The sequence below is a fragment of the Allobosea sp. NPDC003192 genome (genome assembly GCF_050275675.1).
GTDB lineage: Bacteria > Pseudomonadota > Alphaproteobacteria > Rhizobiales > Beijerinckiaceae > Allobosea.
In genome coordinates, this window is record NZ_JBNNPK010000012.1 from 65,015 (window position 1) to 83,355 (window position 18,341).

17 protein-coding genes are annotated in these 18,341 nt (G+C 66.9%); 8 read left to right on the forward strand and 9 right to left on the reverse strand.

Annotated features, from left to right (window positions below):
• Positions 1-10: 10 nt before the first annotated feature.
• Positions 11-724: a cellulose biosynthesis protein BcsS gene (gene bcsS, locus ACQKLX_RS17120; RefSeq protein WP_427362778.1), complete on the reverse strand. Its 714-nt coding sequence runs from the start codon at positions 722-724 to the stop codon at positions 11-13.
• Positions 725-900: 176 nt separating this feature from the next.
• On the opposite strand from bcsS, the gene ACQKLX_RS17125 reads away from it, so the two are divergent.
• Together ACQKLX_RS17125 and ACQKLX_RS17130 are read left to right on the forward strand one after the other, a co-directional pair.
• Positions 901-1,170: an usg protein gene (locus ACQKLX_RS17125; protein ID WP_427362779.1), complete on the forward strand. Its 270-nt coding sequence runs from the start codon at positions 901-903 to the stop codon at positions 1,168-1,170.
• A gap of 82 nt (positions 1,171-1,252) precedes the next feature.
• Positions 1,253-1,849 carry an exopolysaccharide biosynthesis protein gene (locus ACQKLX_RS17130; RefSeq protein WP_427362780.1) on the forward strand — a complete coding sequence of 199 codons (597 nt, stop codon included), beginning with the start codon at positions 1,253-1,255 and terminating at the stop codon, positions 1,847-1,849.
• 153 nt (positions 1,850-2,002) lie between these two features.
• Here the strand turns inward: ACQKLX_RS17130 and ACQKLX_RS17135 are convergent, their stop codons facing one another.
• From ACQKLX_RS17135 to ACQKLX_RS17160, 6 genes are all read right to left on the reverse strand, one after another.
• Positions 2,003-4,192: a putative bifunctional diguanylate cyclase/phosphodiesterase gene (locus tag ACQKLX_RS17135; RefSeq protein WP_427362781.1), complete on the reverse strand. Its 2,190-nt coding sequence runs from the start codon at positions 4,190-4,192 to the stop codon at positions 2,003-2,005.
• Positions 4,193-4,336: 144 nt separating this feature from the next.
• Positions 4,337-5,086, reverse strand: coding sequence for a proteasome-type protease (locus tag ACQKLX_RS17140; RefSeq protein ID WP_427362782.1), 750 nt, complete (start codon positions 5,084-5,086; stop codon positions 4,337-4,339).
• Positions 5,087-5,164: 78 nt separating this feature from the next.
• Positions 5,165-5,992, reverse strand: coding sequence for a transglutaminase family protein (locus ACQKLX_RS17145; RefSeq protein ID WP_427362783.1), 828 nt, complete (start codon positions 5,990-5,992; stop codon positions 5,165-5,167).
• Between the two features lie 41 nt (positions 5,993-6,033).
• On the reverse strand, positions 6,034-6,975 hold the full coding sequence (locus ACQKLX_RS17150) for an alpha-E domain-containing protein (RefSeq protein ID WP_427362784.1): 942 nt from the start codon (positions 6,973-6,975) through the stop codon (positions 6,034-6,036).
• 52 nt (positions 6,976-7,027) lie between these two features.
• Complete coding sequence (locus ACQKLX_RS17155; RefSeq protein ID WP_427362785.1) at positions 7,028-8,443, reverse strand: circularly permuted type 2 ATP-grasp protein; 1,416 nt, start codon at positions 8,441-8,443, stop codon at positions 7,028-7,030.
• A 131-nt stretch (positions 8,444-8,574) separates the two neighbouring features.
• The gene (locus ACQKLX_RS17160; protein ID WP_427362786.1) at positions 8,575-9,192 is read right to left on the reverse strand and encodes a TetR/AcrR family transcriptional regulator; all 618 of its coding nucleotides are present in this window, start codon (positions 9,190-9,192) and stop codon (positions 8,575-8,577) included.
• Positions 9,193-9,317: 125 nt separating this feature from the next.
• On the opposite strand from ACQKLX_RS17160, the gene ACQKLX_RS17165 reads away from it, so the two are divergent.
• Positions 9,318-10,334, forward strand: coding sequence for a Rossmann-fold NAD(P)-binding domain-containing protein (locus tag ACQKLX_RS17165; protein ID WP_427362787.1), 1,017 nt, complete (start codon positions 9,318-9,320; stop codon positions 10,332-10,334).
• Entirely contained in the window at positions 10,327-11,334 is a 1,008-nt protein-coding gene (locus tag ACQKLX_RS17170; RefSeq protein ID WP_427362788.1) for an alpha/beta hydrolase family protein, read from the forward strand. The genes ACQKLX_RS17165 and ACQKLX_RS17170 overlap by 8 nt, the downstream gene beginning before the upstream one ends.
• Before the next feature lie 52 nt (positions 11,335-11,386).
• On the opposite strand, the gene radC is transcribed toward ACQKLX_RS17170, so the two are convergent.
• Both radC and map read right to left on the reverse strand, forming a co-directional pair.
• Complete coding sequence (gene radC, locus ACQKLX_RS17175; RefSeq protein ID WP_427362789.1) at positions 11,387-12,115, reverse strand: RadC family protein; 729 nt, start codon at positions 12,113-12,115, stop codon at positions 11,387-11,389.
• Entirely contained in the window at positions 12,112-12,936 is an 825-nt protein-coding gene (gene map / locus ACQKLX_RS17180; RefSeq protein ID WP_427362790.1) for a type I methionyl aminopeptidase, read from the reverse strand. The genes radC and map overlap by 4 nt, the downstream gene beginning before the upstream one ends.
• Positions 12,937-13,236: 300 nt before the next feature.
• Here map and ACQKLX_RS17185 point away from each other — a divergent pair, with 300 nt between their 5' ends.
• The 4 genes from ACQKLX_RS17185 (at position 13,237) to ACQKLX_RS17200 (ending at position 18,236) form a co-directional block, all read left to right on the forward strand.
• On the forward strand, positions 13,237-15,333 hold the full coding sequence (locus ACQKLX_RS17185) for a TonB-dependent siderophore receptor (RefSeq protein WP_427362791.1): 2,097 nt from the start codon (positions 13,237-13,239) through the stop codon (positions 15,331-15,333).
• Between the two features lie 8 nt (positions 15,334-15,341).
• Entirely contained in the window at positions 15,342-16,571 is a 1,230-nt protein-coding gene (locus ACQKLX_RS17190; protein WP_427362792.1) for an MFS transporter, read from the forward strand.
• Positions 16,568-17,314: a siderophore-iron reductase FhuF gene (fhuF, locus tag ACQKLX_RS17195; RefSeq protein WP_427362793.1), complete on the forward strand. Its 747-nt coding sequence runs from the start codon at positions 16,568-16,570 to the stop codon at positions 17,312-17,314. Before ACQKLX_RS17190 ends, fhuF begins: the two co-directional genes overlap by 4 nt.
• Before the next feature lie 70 nt (positions 17,315-17,384).
• Positions 17,385-18,236 carry an FkbM family methyltransferase gene (locus ACQKLX_RS17200; RefSeq protein ID WP_427362794.1) on the forward strand — a complete coding sequence of 284 codons (852 nt, stop codon included), beginning with the start codon at positions 17,385-17,387 and terminating at the stop codon, positions 18,234-18,236.
• The last annotated feature ends 105 nt before the right edge of the window (positions 18,237-18,341 follow it).

Here is an 18,341-nt window from a genome sequence, read left to right on the forward strand (position 1 = left end):
GCCGGTCTCGTCACCGTTTCCAGTGCAGTCCCAGCGTGACATAGGCGCCGGCCTTTCCGCCGCTCGCCTTCTGGAGGCCCGCGGCGAGGCGCCAGTCCAGTCTGAGTAGGCGCAGGCCGGTCAGATGCGCACCAAGACGCACCTTGTGATAGTCGCGTTCACGATAGCCTTCTATCTCGGGCCCGAGATGGAGGTCGCCGATCACCTGCCAGCCTGGTGCGAGGCGGCCCCAATAGCGGCCGCCTTCGGTCAGGATCGCGTAGGCATTTGCCTGAAGAAACGAGTTCTCGGTCGGCTTCGACCAGAAGTCCGCCTGCAGGCGCAATGCCGTGCGCTGCTCGAAGCTGAGATACCGGCGCGTTTCGCGATAGGCGGTTTCGACCGTGGGCCCGGCGGAAAGGGCGAGATAGCTGTCGCCGATCCGCCATTCATAGCCCGCCAGCGTATGGACTTCGGCTCTGTAGAGGCGGCCCTCTCTTGGCCTGCGATGGGCGGGCTCGGCGCTCGCCTCCCACTTCATCCCGAACCGGAAGCCGCTGGCGTCGAGGCCGCCGAAGGCGCCGAAAGCCCGTTTGAAACCGATCGAGCCATGGGTCTTGCTCGGGTCGGCTTCGAGCGAGCCGAAGATCACCAGTGAGAGCGGAGGGCGCTCCATCAGGGCAGGGTCGGCCCGCGACGCCGTGGAGGCGAGCATGATCGCCGCGCCGATCCCACGCGCGAGCATGCCAGACCGGCTCGCGACCCCCCACGCCACGCCAACGCCCCTTCCATCCGTCTGGATGGCTCCTTACATGTCATAAGTGTGGCAGTTGGAGAATTTCCCGCAAGCGTTTGTTAACCATAGCGGCGCAGCCTGATGACAGCCGGCTCATCGTCTTCTCGGCAAGGAGCGCATCGGTCATGGTCTCGCAGGACTTCATCCGCCAATTGGCAGGCTACGGGTTGACGACCGCCACCATCCTCTACCGGATGCCGGACCACCCCGACTTCCTGCAGAGTTACATCTGGCAGGAATACGACCTGGCGCCACGCTTCCCTGAGCTGCACAAATTCCTCGATTTCTGGCGGCGCGAGCTCGAGGGGCCGCTGCATTCGATCACGGTGGCGCATTCGCGGCTGATCCGGCCGGCCGAGATCGTCAATGTGAACGGCGTGTTGACGTTGCACTGACAGGCATGCGCCGCCGCGGGGTTGTTGGCGCGGCGGCGGGCATGCTAGGCCGCAGGCCCTGCTCATCGCCTGGCGAGCCTGCTTGTCTTCCCCTTTGCGCACCTCCGGACTGCTGATCGCGCTCGCTCATCTGCCGGGCCCGCGCGTCGCCGTCCGCGACATCGTCGCAGCGCTGCGGGACCGCGCCTATGCGCTGCTGGTCGTGCTGCTCGGCCTGCCGAACTGCCTGCCGATGCCGCCGCCGATCCCGTTGGTCTGCGGCCTCGTCCTCGCCTTCATCGCGGCGCAGATGCTGATGGCGAGGGCTACGCCCTGGCTGCCGCTGCGGTTGCTCAACCGCAGCATCGCGCAGGCCGATCTCGCGCGCGCCGTCGAGCGGGCGCTGCCGCCGCTGATCCGGCTCGAGCGCTTCTCCAAGCCGCGGCTGACCATGCTCGGCGGCCGCTTCGCGCTGCCGGTGCTCGGCGCCGTGCTGCTGATCCTGGCGCTCGGCCTGATCGTGGCGGCCCCCTTCATCGGCCAGATTCCGCTCGGGCTCGCGGTCTGCCTGGTCGGGCTCGGCCTGGTCGAACGGGACGGGGTGCTGATCATCGCGGGCGCCGTGGTCGGCATCGCCGGCCTCGCTCTGTCGGCGGGCTTCGCCTATGCGCTGGTGAGCTGGATCGCGAGCTTCTTCTGAGAGGCTGTCCCAAAACTCTACTCCAGCGGCCGTCTGACGGCGTTTTCTGCGCTTCCGGTGCTCACGGGCCAATGTCCGCTGCGCTCCGGTTCTCGAAAACACTGCTAGCCAACTCGCAGGAGCGACTTTCGAGATGGCCTCTGGATCTGCCGCTCAGGCGGCGAGGGCTTGCTCGAACGGCAGGTCGAGGGTCAGCAGCCGGTCGATCTCCTCGGGCGGCACGCCCTTGGAGAACAGGAAGCCCTGCAATTCGTGGCAGCCGATCGCCTGCAGGAAGCGGTGCTGCTCGGCGGTCTCGACGCCTTCGGCGCAGACGCGCAGGCCCAGAGCGCGGCCGAGATGCACGACCGAATGGACAAGGATCGCCGACTCGCCGGTCGCTTCCATGTATTCCAGGAAGGAGCGGTCGATCTTGATCTTGTCGAAGGCGAAGCGGCGCAGATAGATCAGGCTCGAATAGCCGGTGCCGAAATCATCGAGCGCCAGGCTGACGCCGTGGGCACGCAAGTCCATCATCGCGGCTTCGGCCGCATCGGCGTCCTCGACCACCACGCCCTCGGTCAGCTCGAGCTCGAGCCGCTCGGGATCGAAGCCGGTCTCGTCGAGGACGCGGATCACGCTCGCGACGAAATCCTTGTGGCGGAACTGGATCGGCGAGACGTTTACCGCGAGCTTGATCCCCGGCCATTGCCGGGCCTGCTCGCAGGCGCGGCGCAGCACCCATTCGCTCAGCGGCACGATCAGGCCGCGCTCTTCGGCGATGCCGATGAACTCCGATGGCGGCACCATGCCGTGCTCGGGATGCGGCCAGCGCACCAGCGCCTCGACGCCGACGATACTGGTTCCGTCGATCGAGACCTGCGGCTGATAGTGCAGCAGCAATTCGTTGCGGACGATCGCGTTGCGCAAATCCTCCTCGACCATGCGCTTGAGCTGCAGGGCCCTGTTCATCTGCGGTTCGAAGAACGAATAGCGGTTCCGTCCTTCGTTCTTGGCCTGGTAGAGTGCGGTGTCGGCGAGGCGCAGCAGCGTGCTGCGGTCGGCGCCGTCGCGCGGCGCATGGGCGATGCCGATCGAGCAGCCGATTGTGACGGCGACGCCGGCGATCTCGAAGGGTTCCGTCAGCGCATCGAGGATGCGCTGGCCGAGTGCGGCGCTGGCGTTGGCAGCGGTCATGTTGGTCTGGATGATGCCGAACTCGTCGCCGCCGAGGCGGGCGACGGTATCGCCGAGGCGCAGCACCGTGGTCAGGCGCTGTCCGACCTGACGGATCAATTCGTCACCGGCATTGTGGCCATAGGTGTCGTTGACGGCCTTGAAGCGGTCGAGGTCGAGCATCAGCACGGCGAGCCCGCTCTTGGTCCGGCCGAGCTGTGCGATCTCCTGATCGAGCCTGAGATCGAAGGTCCGGCGGTTGGGTAGGCCGGAGAGCTCGTCCTGGCCAGCCAGGCGATGGATCTGGCTCTCGCGCAGCGCAATCTGCTGCGCGGCGTTGCGCAGGCGGTGAAAGACGTAAACGAAGAGCGCGGCGAAGAGGGCGGTGATCGCACCGAGTGCCCAGGCGAACTGGTTGATCATCGCATCGCCGGGCCGTTCCGGTGTCCAGCTCAGCCAGGCATTCACCGAGCCGTCGGGCGAGGGAATGTCGCGCCGCCGCAGCGGGTCAGCTGGGCGTTCGGCGACGATTTCCAGGCGCGGAACGCGATAGCGCCGGCCGAGCTCGTCGAGCTGGGCCTGCGCTACCTTGCGATAACCGACGATGAAGGCTGCCGTCTCGGGCGCGGCCGCGTCGCCTGCGGTCTGCTGACCCTTGCGCAGGTCAGCGGCGATGATGCCGAACGTGTCCGAGCCGTTCTGTATCAGCATGACGCTGACCGGGCCGTTCCCGATGCCGCGCGCTTCCGGCGTGGCGGAACCGCCCGGCAGGTCGGGCCTGAGACGAACCAAGGCATCGTAGCCCGCCTGCGATCCGGTTTCGCGCTGCTCGACGCCGGCGAGGACACGGCCCGAAGCGGTCACCAGATAGGTGCCGTCGAAATCGAGGAAGCGATTGGCGACCTGGGCGAAGGCCCATTGCAGGGTAGCGTTCGGCAGGAGGCTGTTGAGGACCGGCTGCAGCACGCCGGCAGCCTGCAAATTCTCGAAGCGCAGCCGGCGCAGATGCACCTGCGTGGTCAGTGCCGCCTCGACGCGGTCACGCTGGCGGGTCGCCTCGAGCTGGTTGGCGTCGCTGACCATCGCGGACATCACGCCGAGCACCGCCGCCAGGACGAGCGCGAACGCACCGGCCAACGTCGCCAGCGTGCGAGTCAGCATGCGCGCCGACGATTCGGTGTTCGTCATCTTAACGTTTGTCGGCAAAGACCCGGACCTGTAGCGGCACGCTGACAGCGGACCTTGGCAGGGGAATCTTGCCATCCGGTTTCCAGAACCACCGGGAAGCCAGCGAAGTTGCCGAACTTTCGACTGAAATCGCCTCGTCGAGGGCTATTCGCCAGTCGGCTCATAGGGCGGTCGCGGGATCGCCATATGGGCGGCACGCAGGGCGGCCGACCAGCGCTCGCGCAGATCGTGAAAATAGGGCTCGCCCGCCTCGATGCGTCGGTCGAGCTCGGGCCCCGCGGCGTCGCGGCGGAGCACGATCAGGTCGATCGGCAGGCCGACGCCGAGATTGGAGCGCATAGTCGAATCCATCGAGATCAACCCGACCTTGAGCGCATCGTAGAGATGGGTCTTGAAGGTGACGGCGCGGTCGAGGATCGGCTTGCCATATTTGTGCTCGCCGATCTGCAGGAAGGGCGCGTCCATGCCGCATTCGATGAAGTTGCCAGCCGAGTAGACCATGAAGAGGCGCATCGGCTGACCGATGATCTGGCCGCCGAACAGGAGCGACATGTCGTATTTGAGGCCGGCTTCGCGCAGCGCCTCGCCGTCGGTCTCGCGCACGATGCGCACGGCGCGACCGACGAGTTGTGCGGCGCGGAACATCGACGGGGCGTTCTGCAATGTCTCGAGCTCGCCGGTCTCCGGATTGGGGATGCCCTCATGCAGCAGGCTGACGACCGACTGGGTGACGGAGAGATTGCCGGCGGTGGCGACCGCCATCGTCCGCTCGCCCGGCCAGGAGAAGACGTGCAGCTTGCGGAATGTCGAGATGTCGTCGAGCCCGGCATTGGTGCGGGTGTCGGCGATCATCACGAGCCCGTCCTGGACGAGGATGCCGGCGCAATAGGTCAAGATCGATCTCCAGGGCGAGCCGGGACGGTGCGCGAGGCTGGTATCAGGCGCTCATGACGGGGACAATGCGCCGGACGGCTATTGCCCCTGGAAACGGGGCTTCGCTGCCTGGGCGCTGACCTCGACCAGCAGACTCTCGCCATAGCCGCCGGTGCGGGCGCCGCGGACGGGGGCGGCATCGGCAAAGTCGAGCCCGGCGGCGACGCGCACATGCGTATCGATCGGGCAGAGCCCGTTGGCGGCATCGAAGCCGATCCAGCCATAGTCGGGCAAGTAGGCCTCGGCCCAGGCATGGGCGCCATCGGCATGGGGCAGGCTGTCCGAGGCGGCGACATAGCCCGAGACATAGCGCGCCGGGACGCCGAGCAGGCGGGCACAGGTCATGAAGACATGGGCGATGTCCTGCGGAATGCCTTCGCCGGCCTCGGCGCAGGCGGCCGCGCCGATGCCGAGATGGTCGGCGGTCGGTACGCAGCGGAGTTTCTGATGAATCGCCTCCATCAGCGCGTGCAGCCTGGCGAGGTCGCCGCCGTCACGGCCGGCGGCCTTGTCGGCCAGGGCGCGCAACGGCTCGTTCGCCTGCGTCAGGCGGGTGTCGCGCATGAAGACCTCGGGCGGGACCTTCTCGTTCACGCCGCGGACCACGCCGGCGAGATCGACGGTCTCGACCAGGCCGTTGATCTCGATTGCGTAACTTTCGATCGGGCCGTCGGCCGAGAAATCATGGGTGATGTTGCCGAACGCGTCCTGCCCGGCGTGCAGGCGTCCATCGATATTGGGCGCGATGCGCCAGGAGACGACGTGCTGGCCCTCATGGTCGCGCGGCGTCAGCCGCAACACCTGCCGGAGCTGGCGCACGGGCTCGGCGTAGGAATACGCGATGCTGTGGGAGATCCGGATCCGCATGTGGCGTGGAACCCAAATTCAAGAAAGCGGGCGAGCAGCCCTTACTGCAGATACTGCTCGACGATCACGTTTCCGAGGCGGTTGTTCTCGGAGATGAAGTCCTCGATGAACTCGTGCAGCCCGCGCTGGAGCACCTGCTCGATCGGCGTGTTGTCGAAATTGGTCAGGGTTTTGCGGGCCTGGCGCTGGGCGGGGCCGTGCCGGTTGTAGGCGTCGCCGATCTGGTCGAGGAAGCGCGAGATGTTCTCGTAGCAGCTCGCCAGCGAGCGCGGCATGCGCTTGTTGAGGATCAGGAGGTCGGCGATCAGCGTCGGTTTCACCGCCTGGCGATAGACCCAATGATAGGCGGTCAGCGCCGAGACCTCGCGCAGCATCGTCGTCCACTGGAAGTAGTCGAGCGAGCCGCCGACCTGCTCGGTCTCCGGCAGGAGGACATGGTATTTCACGTCGAGGATGCGGGCGGTGTTGTCGGCCCGCTCGAGATTCACGCCGAGCCGCGAGAACCAGTAGCCGTCGTCGCGCAGCATGGTCCGGTAGGCCGAGCCGTCGAAAGCGAGCGAGACGTTCTTGACCCAGTCGAGAAAGCGGGCGAATTCCTCGCGGTCCATGCGCCTGCGCTCGAAGCGCTGCAGTTCGAGCCAGGCGCCGTTGAGCGCATCCCACATCTCCGAGGTCAACGCGGTGCGCACCGCGCGGGCGTTCGAGCGGGCCAGCGCCAGGCAGTTGCGGATCGAGGACGGATTGTCGGGGTTGAAGCTGAGGAAGTCGCAGACATTGCGCTCGTTCGCCTCGCCATAGGCCTTGGCGAAGGTCTCTTCGCAGCCGGCTGTGGCGACCGCGCTCTGCCATTCGGTGCCGGCGCCGCCATAGGCGGAGGGCAGGTTGGTCAGGCGGGTGGTGGCGTCGAGGATGCGGGCGAGGTACTCGGCCCGCTCCACATAGCGCGAGACCCAGTAGAGGCTGTCGGCGGTACGGGAAAGCATGCTCAGGTCCGGGATTCCGGGGTGACGCGAACTACGGTGAAAACAGGATTCGTCATGCGTCGAGCACCCAAGTGTCCTTGGTGCCGCCGCCCTGGCTGGAATTGACCACGAGCGAGCCCTCCTTGAGCGCGACGCGGGTGAGCCCGCCCGGCACGCAGGAGATGCCGTTGGCGCCGGAAAGGACATAGGGCCTGAGGTCGACATGGCGCGGCGCCACGCCCGAGGCGACGAAGGTCGGGCAGGTCGAGAGCGCCAGGGTCGGCTGGGCGATGAAGCCCTCGGGCTGGTCCTTCAGCTTCTGGCGGAAGGTGTCGAGCTGCGCCTTGCTGGCATGCGGGCCGACCAGCATGCCGTAGCCGCCGGAGCCGTTGACCTCCTTGACGACGAGCTTTTCGAGATTGTCGAGTACATAGGCGTTGGCCTCGCGCTCGCGGCAGCGATAGGTCGGCACGTTCTTCAGGATCGGCTCCTCGCCGGTGAAGAACTTCACGATCTCCGGCATGTAGCTGTAGACCGCCTTGTCGTCGGCGACACCGGTGCCGACCGCGTTGGCCAGCGTGACGTTACCGGCCTTGTAGGCGCCGATGATGCCGGGCACGCCGAGCACGGAATCGCTGCGGAAGACCAGCGGGTCGATGAAGTCGTCATCGATGCGGCGGTAGATCACGTCGACGCGCTTGGGCCCCTGCGTCGTGCGCATGTAGACGACGTCGTCCTTGACGAGGAGGTCCGAGCCCTCGACCAGCTCGACGCCGAGCTTGTCGGCGAGGAAAGAGTGCTCGTAGAAGGCCGAATTGTACTGGCCGGGCGTCAGCAGGCAGATCGTCGGATCGGACGAGGCGGTGCGCGGGGCGACCGAGCGCAAGGTCGCCAGCAACTGGTCGGGATAATTGTCGACCGGCGCGACGCGGTGGGTGGCGAAGAGCTCGGGGAAGAGCCGCAGCATCACCTCGCGGTTCTCCATCATGTAGGAGACGCCGGAGGGGGTGCGGGCATTGTCTTCCAGCACATAGAAGGTGTCGGCATCGACGCGGACGATGTCGATGCCGGCGATATGGCAGTAGATGCCGTGCGGCACCTGGAAATCGACCATCTCAAGCTGGTAGCAGGCGTTGCGATAGACCAGCTCGGGCGGGATGATCCCGGCCTTCAGGCACTCCTTCTTCCCGTAGACGTCGGCCAGGAACATGTTGAGCGCGGTGACGCGCTGGCGCAGGCCCTTTTCCAGCTTGGTCCATTCCGGCTTGGTCAGGACGCGCGGGATGATGTCGAAGGGGATCAGGCGCTCGGTCGATTCCTCGTCGCCATAGACGGCGAAGGTGATGCCGATCCGGCGAAAGAACAGCTCGGCCTGCGACCGGCGCAGCGCCAGCATCTCGGGCGGCGCCTCCTTCAGCCAGCGATCCAGTTCGCCATAGGCAGCCCGCAGGCCGCCTTCTCCCCCTGTCATCTCGTCGAATGCGACCATGCAGCCGTCTTCCCCTGTTTCGGGTAGCCTATGCTCATTCGCTCCAGTTGGGGAAGAGGGGGTGTTGCCCGCGCTTTGACGTGCTCCTGCTCATTTCTTGGGCGGGCCGGGAGGCTCGAAAGCGGCCGGGCTCAGCCGGAGAAGGCGGGCTGGGCCCGGATCGCCGCGGTGATCAAGGCTGCGAGGCTCCTTGCAGCTCGCGCCTCGTCGATATGGCCGCGCAGCAGCTCCAGCGAGATCGCCTCGCCGGCGCCGAGAATGCCGATGCAGCGCAGGCTCAACTCGTCCGGCGGAAGATGGGCCGCGTGCGGCGCGAAGGCATCTCGCCAGATTCCGACATAGCGGGCCACGAGCTCGCGCTGCACCGCCTCCATCGCCTCGCTGCCCTTCAGCGCGGCCGAGAGCGCGTACCACTCGGTACCGACCTCCAGGGCGCAGCTCATATAGGCAGCCGCGATCGTCGCGGCGATGGCGTCGAGCCGGCCTTCCGTCGACTTCAGCGTATCGACGAGCAGGGCCGTCTGCCGGTCATCGATGCGCCGGAAGAGCTCGACCATCAGCGTCTCGCGGGTGCCGAAATGGTCATAGGCGACCGGCTTGGTGACGCCGGCGCGTTCGGCGACGCGCGCCAGGGTGAGCGACTCCGTGCCCTCTTCGCGGATCATCTCCTGCGCGCAGGCCAGCAACTGCTCACGGCGTTCCTGCTTCGGCAGCTTGCGGGTCGAGGCGACGGCGAAGGTCGGTGGCATGGCGATTCAAGAATCCCGGCGAAGGCCCGCTTGACAAGAGGGAAATCACATTCCTACTTATAGTAAGTTACTTTTAGTAGGAATGCCAGCTCCCTTGCGACTGGCCCCGTCACGGAGACCATCAGATGTCCAGCATACAGCATCCCGTTCTCGTCATCGGCGGCTCCGGAGTCGTCGGCGCGCAGGCCGCCGCGATGATCCGCCGCCTGCATCCGAACCTGCCTGTCACGATCGCCGGTCGCGACCTCGCCAAGGCGCAGGCCGTCGCCGACAAGCTTGGCGTCGAGGCACTTGCCGCCGACCTGTCGAAGCCCGATCTCGGCCTGCCGGAGACCGTGCGCTTCAGCGCCGTGATCGTCTTCGTCAAGGATGACTGGGGCAATGCGCTCCGTTTCGCTCAGCAGCACCGCATCCCGCATCTCAGCGTCTCCAGCGGCGCCTTCGAGATCGGCATCGAAGCCGCGCGCTTCATCCATGCGCCGCAGGCGGCCCCGGTCGTGCTCGCCAGCCAGTGGCTCGCCGGCGCGGCGCTGTTCCCGACATTGGAATACGCCAGGGCCTTCCGCTCGATCGAACGGATCCATGTCGGTGTGCTGCTAGACCAGGAGGACATGGGCGGGCAGGCGGCGCTCGCCGACTATGAGCGCATCACCCAGGCCGGCTCTGCTGCATTGACGCTGAAGGACGGGCGCTTCGCCTGGATTGCCGGCGAGGAGGCCCAGGCGCGCTATCGCAGCGTCGACGGCGTCGACTTGCCGGCGGCGGCCTACGGCCCGCTCGACGTGCTCAGCCTGGCGACTGCCACCGATGCGAAGCATATCCGCTTCGACCTCGCCTTCGATGTCTCGGCCAGCCGCCGAGCTGGCGAACCATTCTCGACCGAGAGTGTGATCGCGATCGAGGGCGTGCTGCATTCGGGCGAGCGCGTGACGCGGACCTATGAGGTCGTGCACCCGCAAGGGCAGGCGCCGCTGACCGCGCTCGGCGTCGCGCTTGCTACGGAGCGAGCGCTCGGCCTCGCTGGTGGCGAGGCGCTGAAGCCCGGGCTCTACTTCCCCGACAGCATCATCGAGCCCGCCTATTACATTGCCCGGATGAAGGAATTCGGCGCGGTCTTCACGGAGGCCAACGCCAATGGCTGATCCGGTTTTCGGCCCCGTCCTGATCCTCGGCGGCTATGGCAGCGTCGGCTCGCGCACAGCCCGCGCTTTGCGCCTGCTCCATCCCGAACTGCCGCTGGTGATCGCCGGGCGCGATACGGCCAAGGCGCAGGCGCTGGCGGCGGCACTCGGGCACGCAACCAGCGCTCCGCTCGATCTCGAACGCGACGATCTCGGTCTGCCGGCTGAGTTGAAGCCGGCGGTGGTGCTGATGGCGGTGCGCGACCTTTCGCTGCGGACGCAGCGTTGGGCAGCAGGGCAGGGCGCGGCCTATGTCGCGCTCTCGGATGGCGTCTTCGAGGTCGGGCCGGCGATCGCCGGCTTCATTCGCCAGCCCCAAGCTGCGCCCGTCGTCCTGCTCGGCCACAGCATGGGCGCGGTGCCGGCGCTTGCGGCTCTGCATGCTGCCTCCGAGTTCGAGCGCGTCGATGCGATCGAGGTCGGCCTCGTCTTCGATCCGGCTGACCCGCTGGGGCTCGCCTCGCAGAAGGACATGGACCGGATCGGTGCGATCGGCCCGGCGCCGCTGGTTAAGTCGGACGGTCTGTGGCGCTGGATCTCGGCGCCGCAGACCGAGCGCAGCTACGCCGGCGTCGACGGGCGCGAGCACCACGGCGCGACCGTCGGCCTAGTCGACGTCTTCAGCCTGTCGGCGAGTGAGGCGGGAAGCGTGCGCGTCGATTTCGCCGAAGGGCAGACGGCGAGCACTTTGCGCGGCGAGGAACCCTCCCACGAGGTGATCATCGAGATCGCCGGAATGCGTAAAGACGGCCGCGACGGCCGCTTCCGCTGGGAACTGGTCGACCCGGATGGCTATGCCGCGCTCAGCGCCAAGGGCATCGCCGTGGTGATCGAAGGCCTGTTCGGCCTCGCCGGCAAGCCGCGCCCGACCTCAGGGCTGCATCTGCCGGAGACGCTGGTCAACACCGGCCATTTGATGCGGCGGCTCGCCGAGTTCGGCATCGTGCTGCGCGAGGTGTGAACTTCTCCCGTCGTGGTCGGGCTGTTGTCCCGACCATCCACGGCGGCGGCACTCAGATCAGCCCCAGCCCCTTGAAGCTGGCATGGCCGTCGCGGCCGACGATGATGTGGTCGTGGATGGCTATGCCCAGGGGCTTCGCGATATCGACCAGCTCGCGGGTCATGCGCATGTCGGCGCCGGACGGCGTCGGGTCGCCGGATGGATGATTATGGACTAAAATCAAAGCCGTAGCTGAGAGTTCCAGCGCCCGGCGCATCACTTCGCGGGGGTAGACCGGAGTATGGTCGACCGTGCCGGTCTGCTGCACCTCGTCGGCGATCAGGGCGTTCTTCTTGTCGAGGAAGAGGATGCGAAATTGCTCGCGCTCGGCGAAGGCCATGGCGAGGCGGCAATAGTCGATCACCGACGACCAGGAGGAGAGCACCGGCTTCTTGGCGATCTGGCCCTTCATCGTCCGCTTCAGCGCCGCCTCGACGATCTTGAGGTCGAGCGCGACGCTCTCGCCGATGCCCTTGACCTCACGCAGCCGCGAGACCGGCGCGCCGATCACCTCGGCGAAGGAACCGAAATGCTGGATCAGCTGCTTGGCGAGCGGCTTGACGTCGCGCTGCGGGATGGAGCGGAAGAGCAGCAGCTCGAGCAGTTCGTAGTCGGGCAGGGCGGCATCGCCGGCGTCGAGGAAGCGCTGGCGCAGGCGCTCGCGATGACCGAGATGGTGTGGCGTAGCGTCGTCCGGGGCGGCGGCAATCGGGGCTGACTTGCCGCTGCCGCCGTTCTTCATGTGCGCGGCGCGAGCGGGTTGTCGAGGCCGGCGGGCGAGAGCGTGAAGATCTCGCAGCCCGTCTCGGACACGCCGATCGTGTGCTCGAACTGGGCCGAGAGCGAGCGGTCGCGGGTCACCGCCGTCCAGCCATCGGAAAGCACCTTCACGCTCGCCTTGCCGAGATTGATCATCGGCTCGATGGTGAAGAGCATGCCGGGCTTGAGCTCGACGCCTTCGCCGGGGCTGCCATAGTGCAGGATGTTCGGCGCGTCGTGGAAGACCTGGCCAAGGCCGTGGCCGCAGAAATCGCGCACCACCGAGCAGCGCTCGCCCTCGGCATAGCGCTGGATCGCGAAACCGATATCGCCGGTGGTGGCGCCCGGGCGCACGGCGCGGATGCCGCGCAGCAGGCTCTCATAGGTGATCTCGACCAGCCGCTCGGCCTTGCGCGGGATGTCGCCGACCGCGAACATCCGGCTGGAATCGCCATGCCAGCCATCGACGATCAGGGTGTAGTCGATGTTGACGATGTCGCCTTCGCGCAGCGGCTTGTCGTCCGGGATGCCGTGACAGACGACATGGTTGATCGAGGTGCAGATCGACTTGGTATAGCCGCGATAGAACAGCGTTGCCGGGTAGGCTGAATTGTCCATGGCGAACTGGAAGGCGAGGTCGTCGAGGCGCTGGGTGGTGACGCCGGGTCTGACCTCGCCGGCGAGCATGTCGAGGCCACGCGCCGTGAGCTGCCCAGCCTTGCGCATCGCCGCGAAGGCCTCGGGGCCATGCAGCTTGATGGCGGGGTCGCGCCGCGCGCGTGAGATCGATTCGTTCAGGGTCATTCCGTAAGGCGCTCCTAGCCCTCCTTATCTATTGGGTTTGAGTTGCGGCGCAAGGCGGATGCGCTGAACGACCTGACTCGCGCTTGGCCGCACGGGGCCTGCGCTGGCCGTGAGGCGGTCGCGCCGGCCGCTGCCGCGCTCGTAGGCGGATCAGGATGACGTTGCGGCACAAGATGTCGTTCGATATTTGAAGTATATGTTGTCGGCATTTCCTTGTAATAATTCAAAACTATAATGTATTGACCGCTCGATTTTCGATTGTTAGGCCGCGATCGTCGTTTTCGTCGAGAGTCGTGTGCCGTGAATATTCGTTCTGCCTTGCTCGGTTCGACCGCGCTGCTGTTCGCCCCGATCGCCGCGCTGGCGCAGGGGACCGAGCGCATCCAGCTCGACACGATCGTGGTCGAAGGGCAGGGCAGCGGCGAGAAGGGGGTCTTCAGCGCCAACGGCTATGTCGCGACCTCGGGCCGCAGCGCCAGCAAGACGGACACGCCGCTGCTCGAGACGCCGATGTCGATCTCGACGGTGACGCAGACGCAGCTCGAGCAGCGCAAGCCGCAGAACCTGCTGGAGGCGCTGGCCTATACGCCAGGCGCACGCATCGGCACCTATGGCTTCGACCCGCGCTATGACGCCTTCACCATCCGCGGCATCGACGTCACCCACAACGCCGTCTTCCGCGACGGGTTGCGCCAGATCGGCAGCCCGAACGGGCTGATGCGGCTCGAACCCTATGGGCTGGAGGCGATCAGCGTGCTGCGCGGGCCGGCCTCGGCGATCTACGGCGCCAGCACCAGCGCCGGCATCGTCGACCTGATCTCGAAGCGACCGATGCAGACGCCGTTCCGCGAAATCGAGGTCCAGGGCGGCTCCTTCGGCCGCAAGCAGTTCAATTTCGACATCTCCGGCCCGGCCAATCCGGAGGGGACGCTGCTCTACCGGCTGACCGGCGTCGTCCGGGATGCCAAGAGCGATATCAGCGCGATCAAGGACGACCGCATCTTCATCGCGCCGGCCCTGACCTGGAAGCCGAACGAGGCGACCAAGCTCACCGTGCTCGGCGAGTACATGGATTCGACCACCGGCGGCACGGCGGCCTATCTCAACCAGTATGGCCCCTATGTAGACCGCCAGGGCAATGTGCTGTCCAAGACGCTCGGCGCGACCAAGCTCTATGTCGGCGACAAGCGCTACAACGACTTCCGCCAGCAGCAGGCCCGCATCGGCTATGAGTTCGAGCACAAGTTCGACGAGGTCTTCACGCTGCGCCAGCGCGCACGCTACCAGCAGCTCGGCAACAACCAGCAATACGTCTATTTCGGCTCGGGCCTGACCCGCGAGAACACCGCTGGCTTCTCGGTCGACACCTCGCTGGAGGCGAAGGTCCGGACCGGCGCGGTCGACCATACCCTGCTAGCCGGCGTCGATGTCAGCCGCCTGCACTACAAGAGCAAGGAAGCCTTCGGCGGCGTACCGCTCGGCTACAATCCCGCCTTCCTGTGGCGGACCGAGCAGACGCTGACCACGACCGGCGTCTATCTGCAGGACCAGATCAAATGGGGCGGCTGGCGCCTCTCGGCCGGCGTCCGCCAGGACTGGGTCGACAGCAAGTTCGAGGCCGGCGCGGCCGGCGCCGTCCCCACCGAGAGCAAGCGCACCGACGGCAAGTTCACCGGCCGCGCCGCTTTGTCCTACGTCACCGAGTTCGGCCTCGCGCCCTATGTCAGCTACGGCACCTCCTTCGTGCCCAATCCCGGCACGGTGCTGAATGGCGGCGTCGCCCAGCCGACCACCGGCAAGCAGGCCGAGCTCGGCGTGAAATACGACCTGCCGGGCTACAATGCCTCGCTGCGCGCCGCGGTGTTCAACATCCGCCAGGACAATGGTGTGGTCTACGAGGTCGTCGACGGCCTCAACCGCCAGGTCCAGATCGACCTGCGCTCCAGCGGCTTCGAGATCGAGGGCGTCGCCTCGCTGGCGAACGGGCTGAGCCTGCAGGCTTCGTATTCGTACAACGATGCCCGCATCAAGAAGCTGACCGAGGAGACGGTTGGCAACCGCCTCTCCAGCATCCCCTACCATATGGCATCGCTCTGGCTCGACTACACCGTGCAGGACGGGCCGGCGCGCGGGCTCGGGATCGGCGGTGGCGTGCGCTATGTCGGCTCCAGCCTCGGCGACAATCTCGGCCGGCCGGTGATCGACAACAAGGCGCGCGCCTTCCTCGACGGCTCGATCCGCTATGATCTCGAGAACCTCAGCCCGCAGCTCAAGGGCATGCGCTTCCAGGTCAACGCGACAAACCTGCTGAACGAGGTCCAGCAGACCTGCACAGCGGGCTATTGCTATTTCGACGAGGGACGCAAGGTCATCGCCAGCCTGCGCTATCGCTGGTGAGGGCGCTCATGCTGTCACCGGCGGCGATCGTCCTCGCCATCGGGGGCTTATATGTCGGCCAGAGCATCATTGGCGGGCTGACCTTCATCGCCCTGCCGAGCGTGCTGCGCGAGCGCGGCCTGCCGCTCGACCAGATCGGCCTGACCTATCTCGCCGTGCTGCCCTGGGCGCTGAAATTCTTGTGGGCCCCGGCGATCGAGCGCTACCGCCTGCCGGATACCGGCCCGGCGCGGTCGCGGACGATCGTGCTGGTAACGACGTTGATCTCGGCGCTCGGGCTCGTCGCGGTCGGCCTGATCGGTCCGGTCGCCTTCGTGCCCCTGATCGCCGTCTTCGTGCTGATCGCCTTTTCTGCCGCGACCGGCGACATCGCCTGCGACGGCCATGCGGTCGAGACGCTGGCGCGGGCCCATCATGGCTGGGGCAATGCCGCCCAGGTCGGCGGCGCCTATCTCGGCTCGGCGCTCGGCTCCGGCCTCTTCCTAGTGCTGGTGGCGAGGCTCGACTGGCAATTCGCGACCTTCGCCATGGCCGGGCTGCTCTTCGTGCTGGCGCTGCCCTTCCTGCTTTCGCCGGCCCCGGCCGCGCCGGCACGGCGCACACACCAGCCCGCGCTGAGGGAAGCGCTGAGGCGGCCGGAGATGCGCTCCGGCCTCCTGCTCGCCGCCATCTACGTGCCGGCGCAGAAATGGGGCGTCGCCATGCTCGGCGCCTATCTGGTCGATAGTGGGCTCGATCTTGAATCGATCGGGCTGGTCAACGGCATTGGCGGCCTTGCTGTCGGCTTCGCTTGCGCGCTGCTCGGTGGTGCGCTGGTGCGGATTCTGGGCGCGCGCAGCGTGCTCGTGCTGGCGCTGCTGTTGCAGGCATTCTCGCTCGCAGGCCTTGCCTTCGCCGCCTGGCGCGGCCTGCCACAGCCGCTCGTGCTGGCGCTGGCTCTGGCGAGCTCGTCGGGCATCATGGCGCTGGGCTTCGTCGCGCTCTATGCCCGCTTCATGGCGCTGTCCGATCCGCGCCAGGCCGGCGTCGACTTCACCTTGCTGCAATGCATGGACGGGCTGGTCAGCATGGCCGGCGGCATCGGCGCCGGCTGGGTCTCCCAGCATTTCGGCTATGGCGTCTGCTTTGGGCTGGCTGCCATCGTCGCCCTGATCGCAGCGCCCCTGGCGGCCTTGCTCGGCGGCTGGTCCGCCACTTCGCAGCGGCCGGCGGGGCGGGAGCAGGCGGCGCTCGGATGAGCGAAGCAGGGCCGCTGCCGTCCTTCGCCACGTGCTTTCCCGAGGCGCTGGCCTGGTACGGGGACAAGCTGGTGCTGCCTGGCGGAGCACGGGACGTCATATCCGGGCAGGAGCTGCTGGCGAGCGGAGCCGAGCAGCTGATGGCGCGCTTCGCCACGCTTTATCCGGACAGCGACCGGCGTGCGCTGGTCTCGATGTGGTCGCAATGGCATTTCGGCGCACTGATCATCCCGGCGACGGTGGCGATCCTGCTCGGCGACCGCGACCTGCCGCTGGAGCTTGATCGGATCGCGATCGTGCCGCAGGAAGCCGGACTGACCAGCGCGATCGTCATCGCCGATGAAGGCGTCTTGCGATGCGCTGACGGAGACCCGTTCGCGCGTCTGTTCGAGGGCCATGTCGCGCCGTTGGTTACTCTGCTTGCCGAGCAGTTCCGGGTCTCACCGCGGCTGCTCTGGGCCAATGCCGCGGCGATCTTCGAATGGACGCTGCAACAGCTGCCGGCTGATCTCGCCGATCCGCAGGCGCTGGCGGCGGCGCATCTGCGGCTGGAGCGGCGTCTCGAACCCTCGGGCCAGCGCAACCCGATGTGCGAGGCGGTGCGCTATCCGGTCGAGCAGGGCGAGCCGGTCCGGCGTCGGAAACTCTGCTGCTTGCGCTATCTCCTGGCCGGCGTCGCCGATTGCGGCAGCCTCTGCCCGCTGCATGCCGATTGCGCTTCGGCGGCGAGCGATGCCGCCTGACACGTCTTCGCGCCGCCTCTGTGATGATCCGGCTCTGGCGCCATCGGCGCTGGGGGTGTACAGCGCGCCAATGGCATTCAATGAGATCAGACCGGCCGAGGATCAGCCCTTCGGCACCTTCGCGCCGCGGGGCAGCATCGCCCGCATCATCGCCTGGACGCGCTGCGCCTCCGGCTCCTTCCTCGGTCGCAAGCTCGCCTTCGCGCTGCGCCGTCTCGGACTCAACCGGCTGAAGGGGCAGCCGGTCGACATCGAGGCGCTCGGCGCGCAGATGCGACTCTATCCCGAGGGTAATGTCTGCGAGAAGCGGGTGCTGTTCACCCCGCAATATTTCGACGCGCAGGAGCGCGAGATGCTCGCCTCGCGCATCCGCGACGGCTTCAGCTTCATCGATGTCGGCGCGAACATCGGCGCCTATTCGCTCTTCGTCGCCGCCCGTGCCGGGCGCGGGGCGCGCATCCTGGCCGTCGAGCCGCAGCCCGACATCTTCGCGCGGCTGACCTACAACATCGCCCAGAATCCCTTCGGCACGGTCAAGGCGATCGCCTGCGCGCTCGCCGACAAGCCGGGCGAGCTGACGCTTTTCCTCGACCCCGCCAACAAGGGCGAATCGAGCGTGCGTATCCTGCGCTCCAGCAATGCGAACTCGGTGCGCGTGCCGGCGACGACCTTGCTCGCGCTGGTGCAGAGCGAGGGCTATGAGCGGATCGACGCGATCAAACTCGATGTCGAGGGCGCCGAGGACCTGATCCTCGAACCGTTCCTGCGCGATGCGCCCGAGGCGCTCTGGCCCGGCTTCGTCATCGTCGAGGATTCGCGCGGCCGCTGGCAGGTGGACCTGCCCGCTCTGCTGGAGAGCAAGGGCTACAAGCTGGTCGCCCAGACCCGGCTCAACCTGGTCTACGAGCGCACGACCTCGTGACCCGCTGCGCCGCGCGCGCATAGCCGCCCCGACTGGCGTGACGCTTGAGCAGTTGTGCGCAAGCAGCTTAGCTCGCTGGCGTATCGGGGCACGCATGCGGCGACA

Coding starts and splice junctions, on each gene's coding strand:
- ACQKLX_RS17190 (WP_427362792.1), top strand. CDS start 15,342: ATGCTGTCACCGGCGGCGATCGTCCTCGCCATCGGGGGCTTATATGTC.
- bcsS (WP_427362778.1), bottom strand. CDS start 724: ATGCTCGCGCGTGGGATCGGCGCGGCGATCATGCTCGCCTCCACGGCG.
- ACQKLX_RS17170 (WP_427362788.1), top strand. CDS start 10,327: ATGGCTGATCCGGTTTTCGGCCCCGTCCTGATCCTCGGCGGCTATGGC.
- ACQKLX_RS17150 (WP_427362784.1), bottom strand. CDS start 6,975: ATGCTTTCCCGTACCGCCGACAGCCTCTACTGGGTCTCGCGCTATGTG.
- ACQKLX_RS17160 (WP_427362786.1), bottom strand. CDS start 9,192: ATGCCACCGACCTTCGCCGTCGCCTCGACCCGCAAGCTGCCGAAGCAG.
- ACQKLX_RS17155 (WP_427362785.1), bottom strand. CDS start 8,443: ATGGTCGCATTCGACGAGATGACAGGGGGAGAAGGCGGCCTGCGGGCT.
- map (WP_427362790.1), bottom strand. CDS start 12,936: ATGACCCTGAACGAATCGATCTCACGCGCGCGGCGCGACCCCGCCATC.
- ACQKLX_RS17200 (WP_427362794.1), top strand. CDS start 17,385: ATGGCATTCAATGAGATCAGACCGGCCGAGGATCAGCCCTTCGGCACC.
- radC (WP_427362789.1), bottom strand. CDS start 12,115: ATGAAGAACGGCGGCAGCGGCAAGTCAGCCCCGATTGCCGCCGCCCCG.
- ACQKLX_RS17165 (WP_427362787.1), top strand. CDS start 9,318: ATGTCCAGCATACAGCATCCCGTTCTCGTCATCGGCGGCTCCGGAGTC.
- ACQKLX_RS17145 (WP_427362783.1), bottom strand. CDS start 5,992: ATGCGGATCCGGATCTCCCACAGCATCGCGTATTCCTACGCCGAGCCC.
- ACQKLX_RS17135 (WP_427362781.1), bottom strand. CDS start 4,192: ATGACGAACACCGAATCGTCGGCGCGCATGCTGACTCGCACGCTGGCG.
- ACQKLX_RS17125 (WP_427362779.1), top strand. CDS start 901: ATGGTCTCGCAGGACTTCATCCGCCAATTGGCAGGCTACGGGTTGACG.
- fhuF (WP_427362793.1), top strand. CDS start 16,568: ATGAGCGAAGCAGGGCCGCTGCCGTCCTTCGCCACGTGCTTTCCCGAG.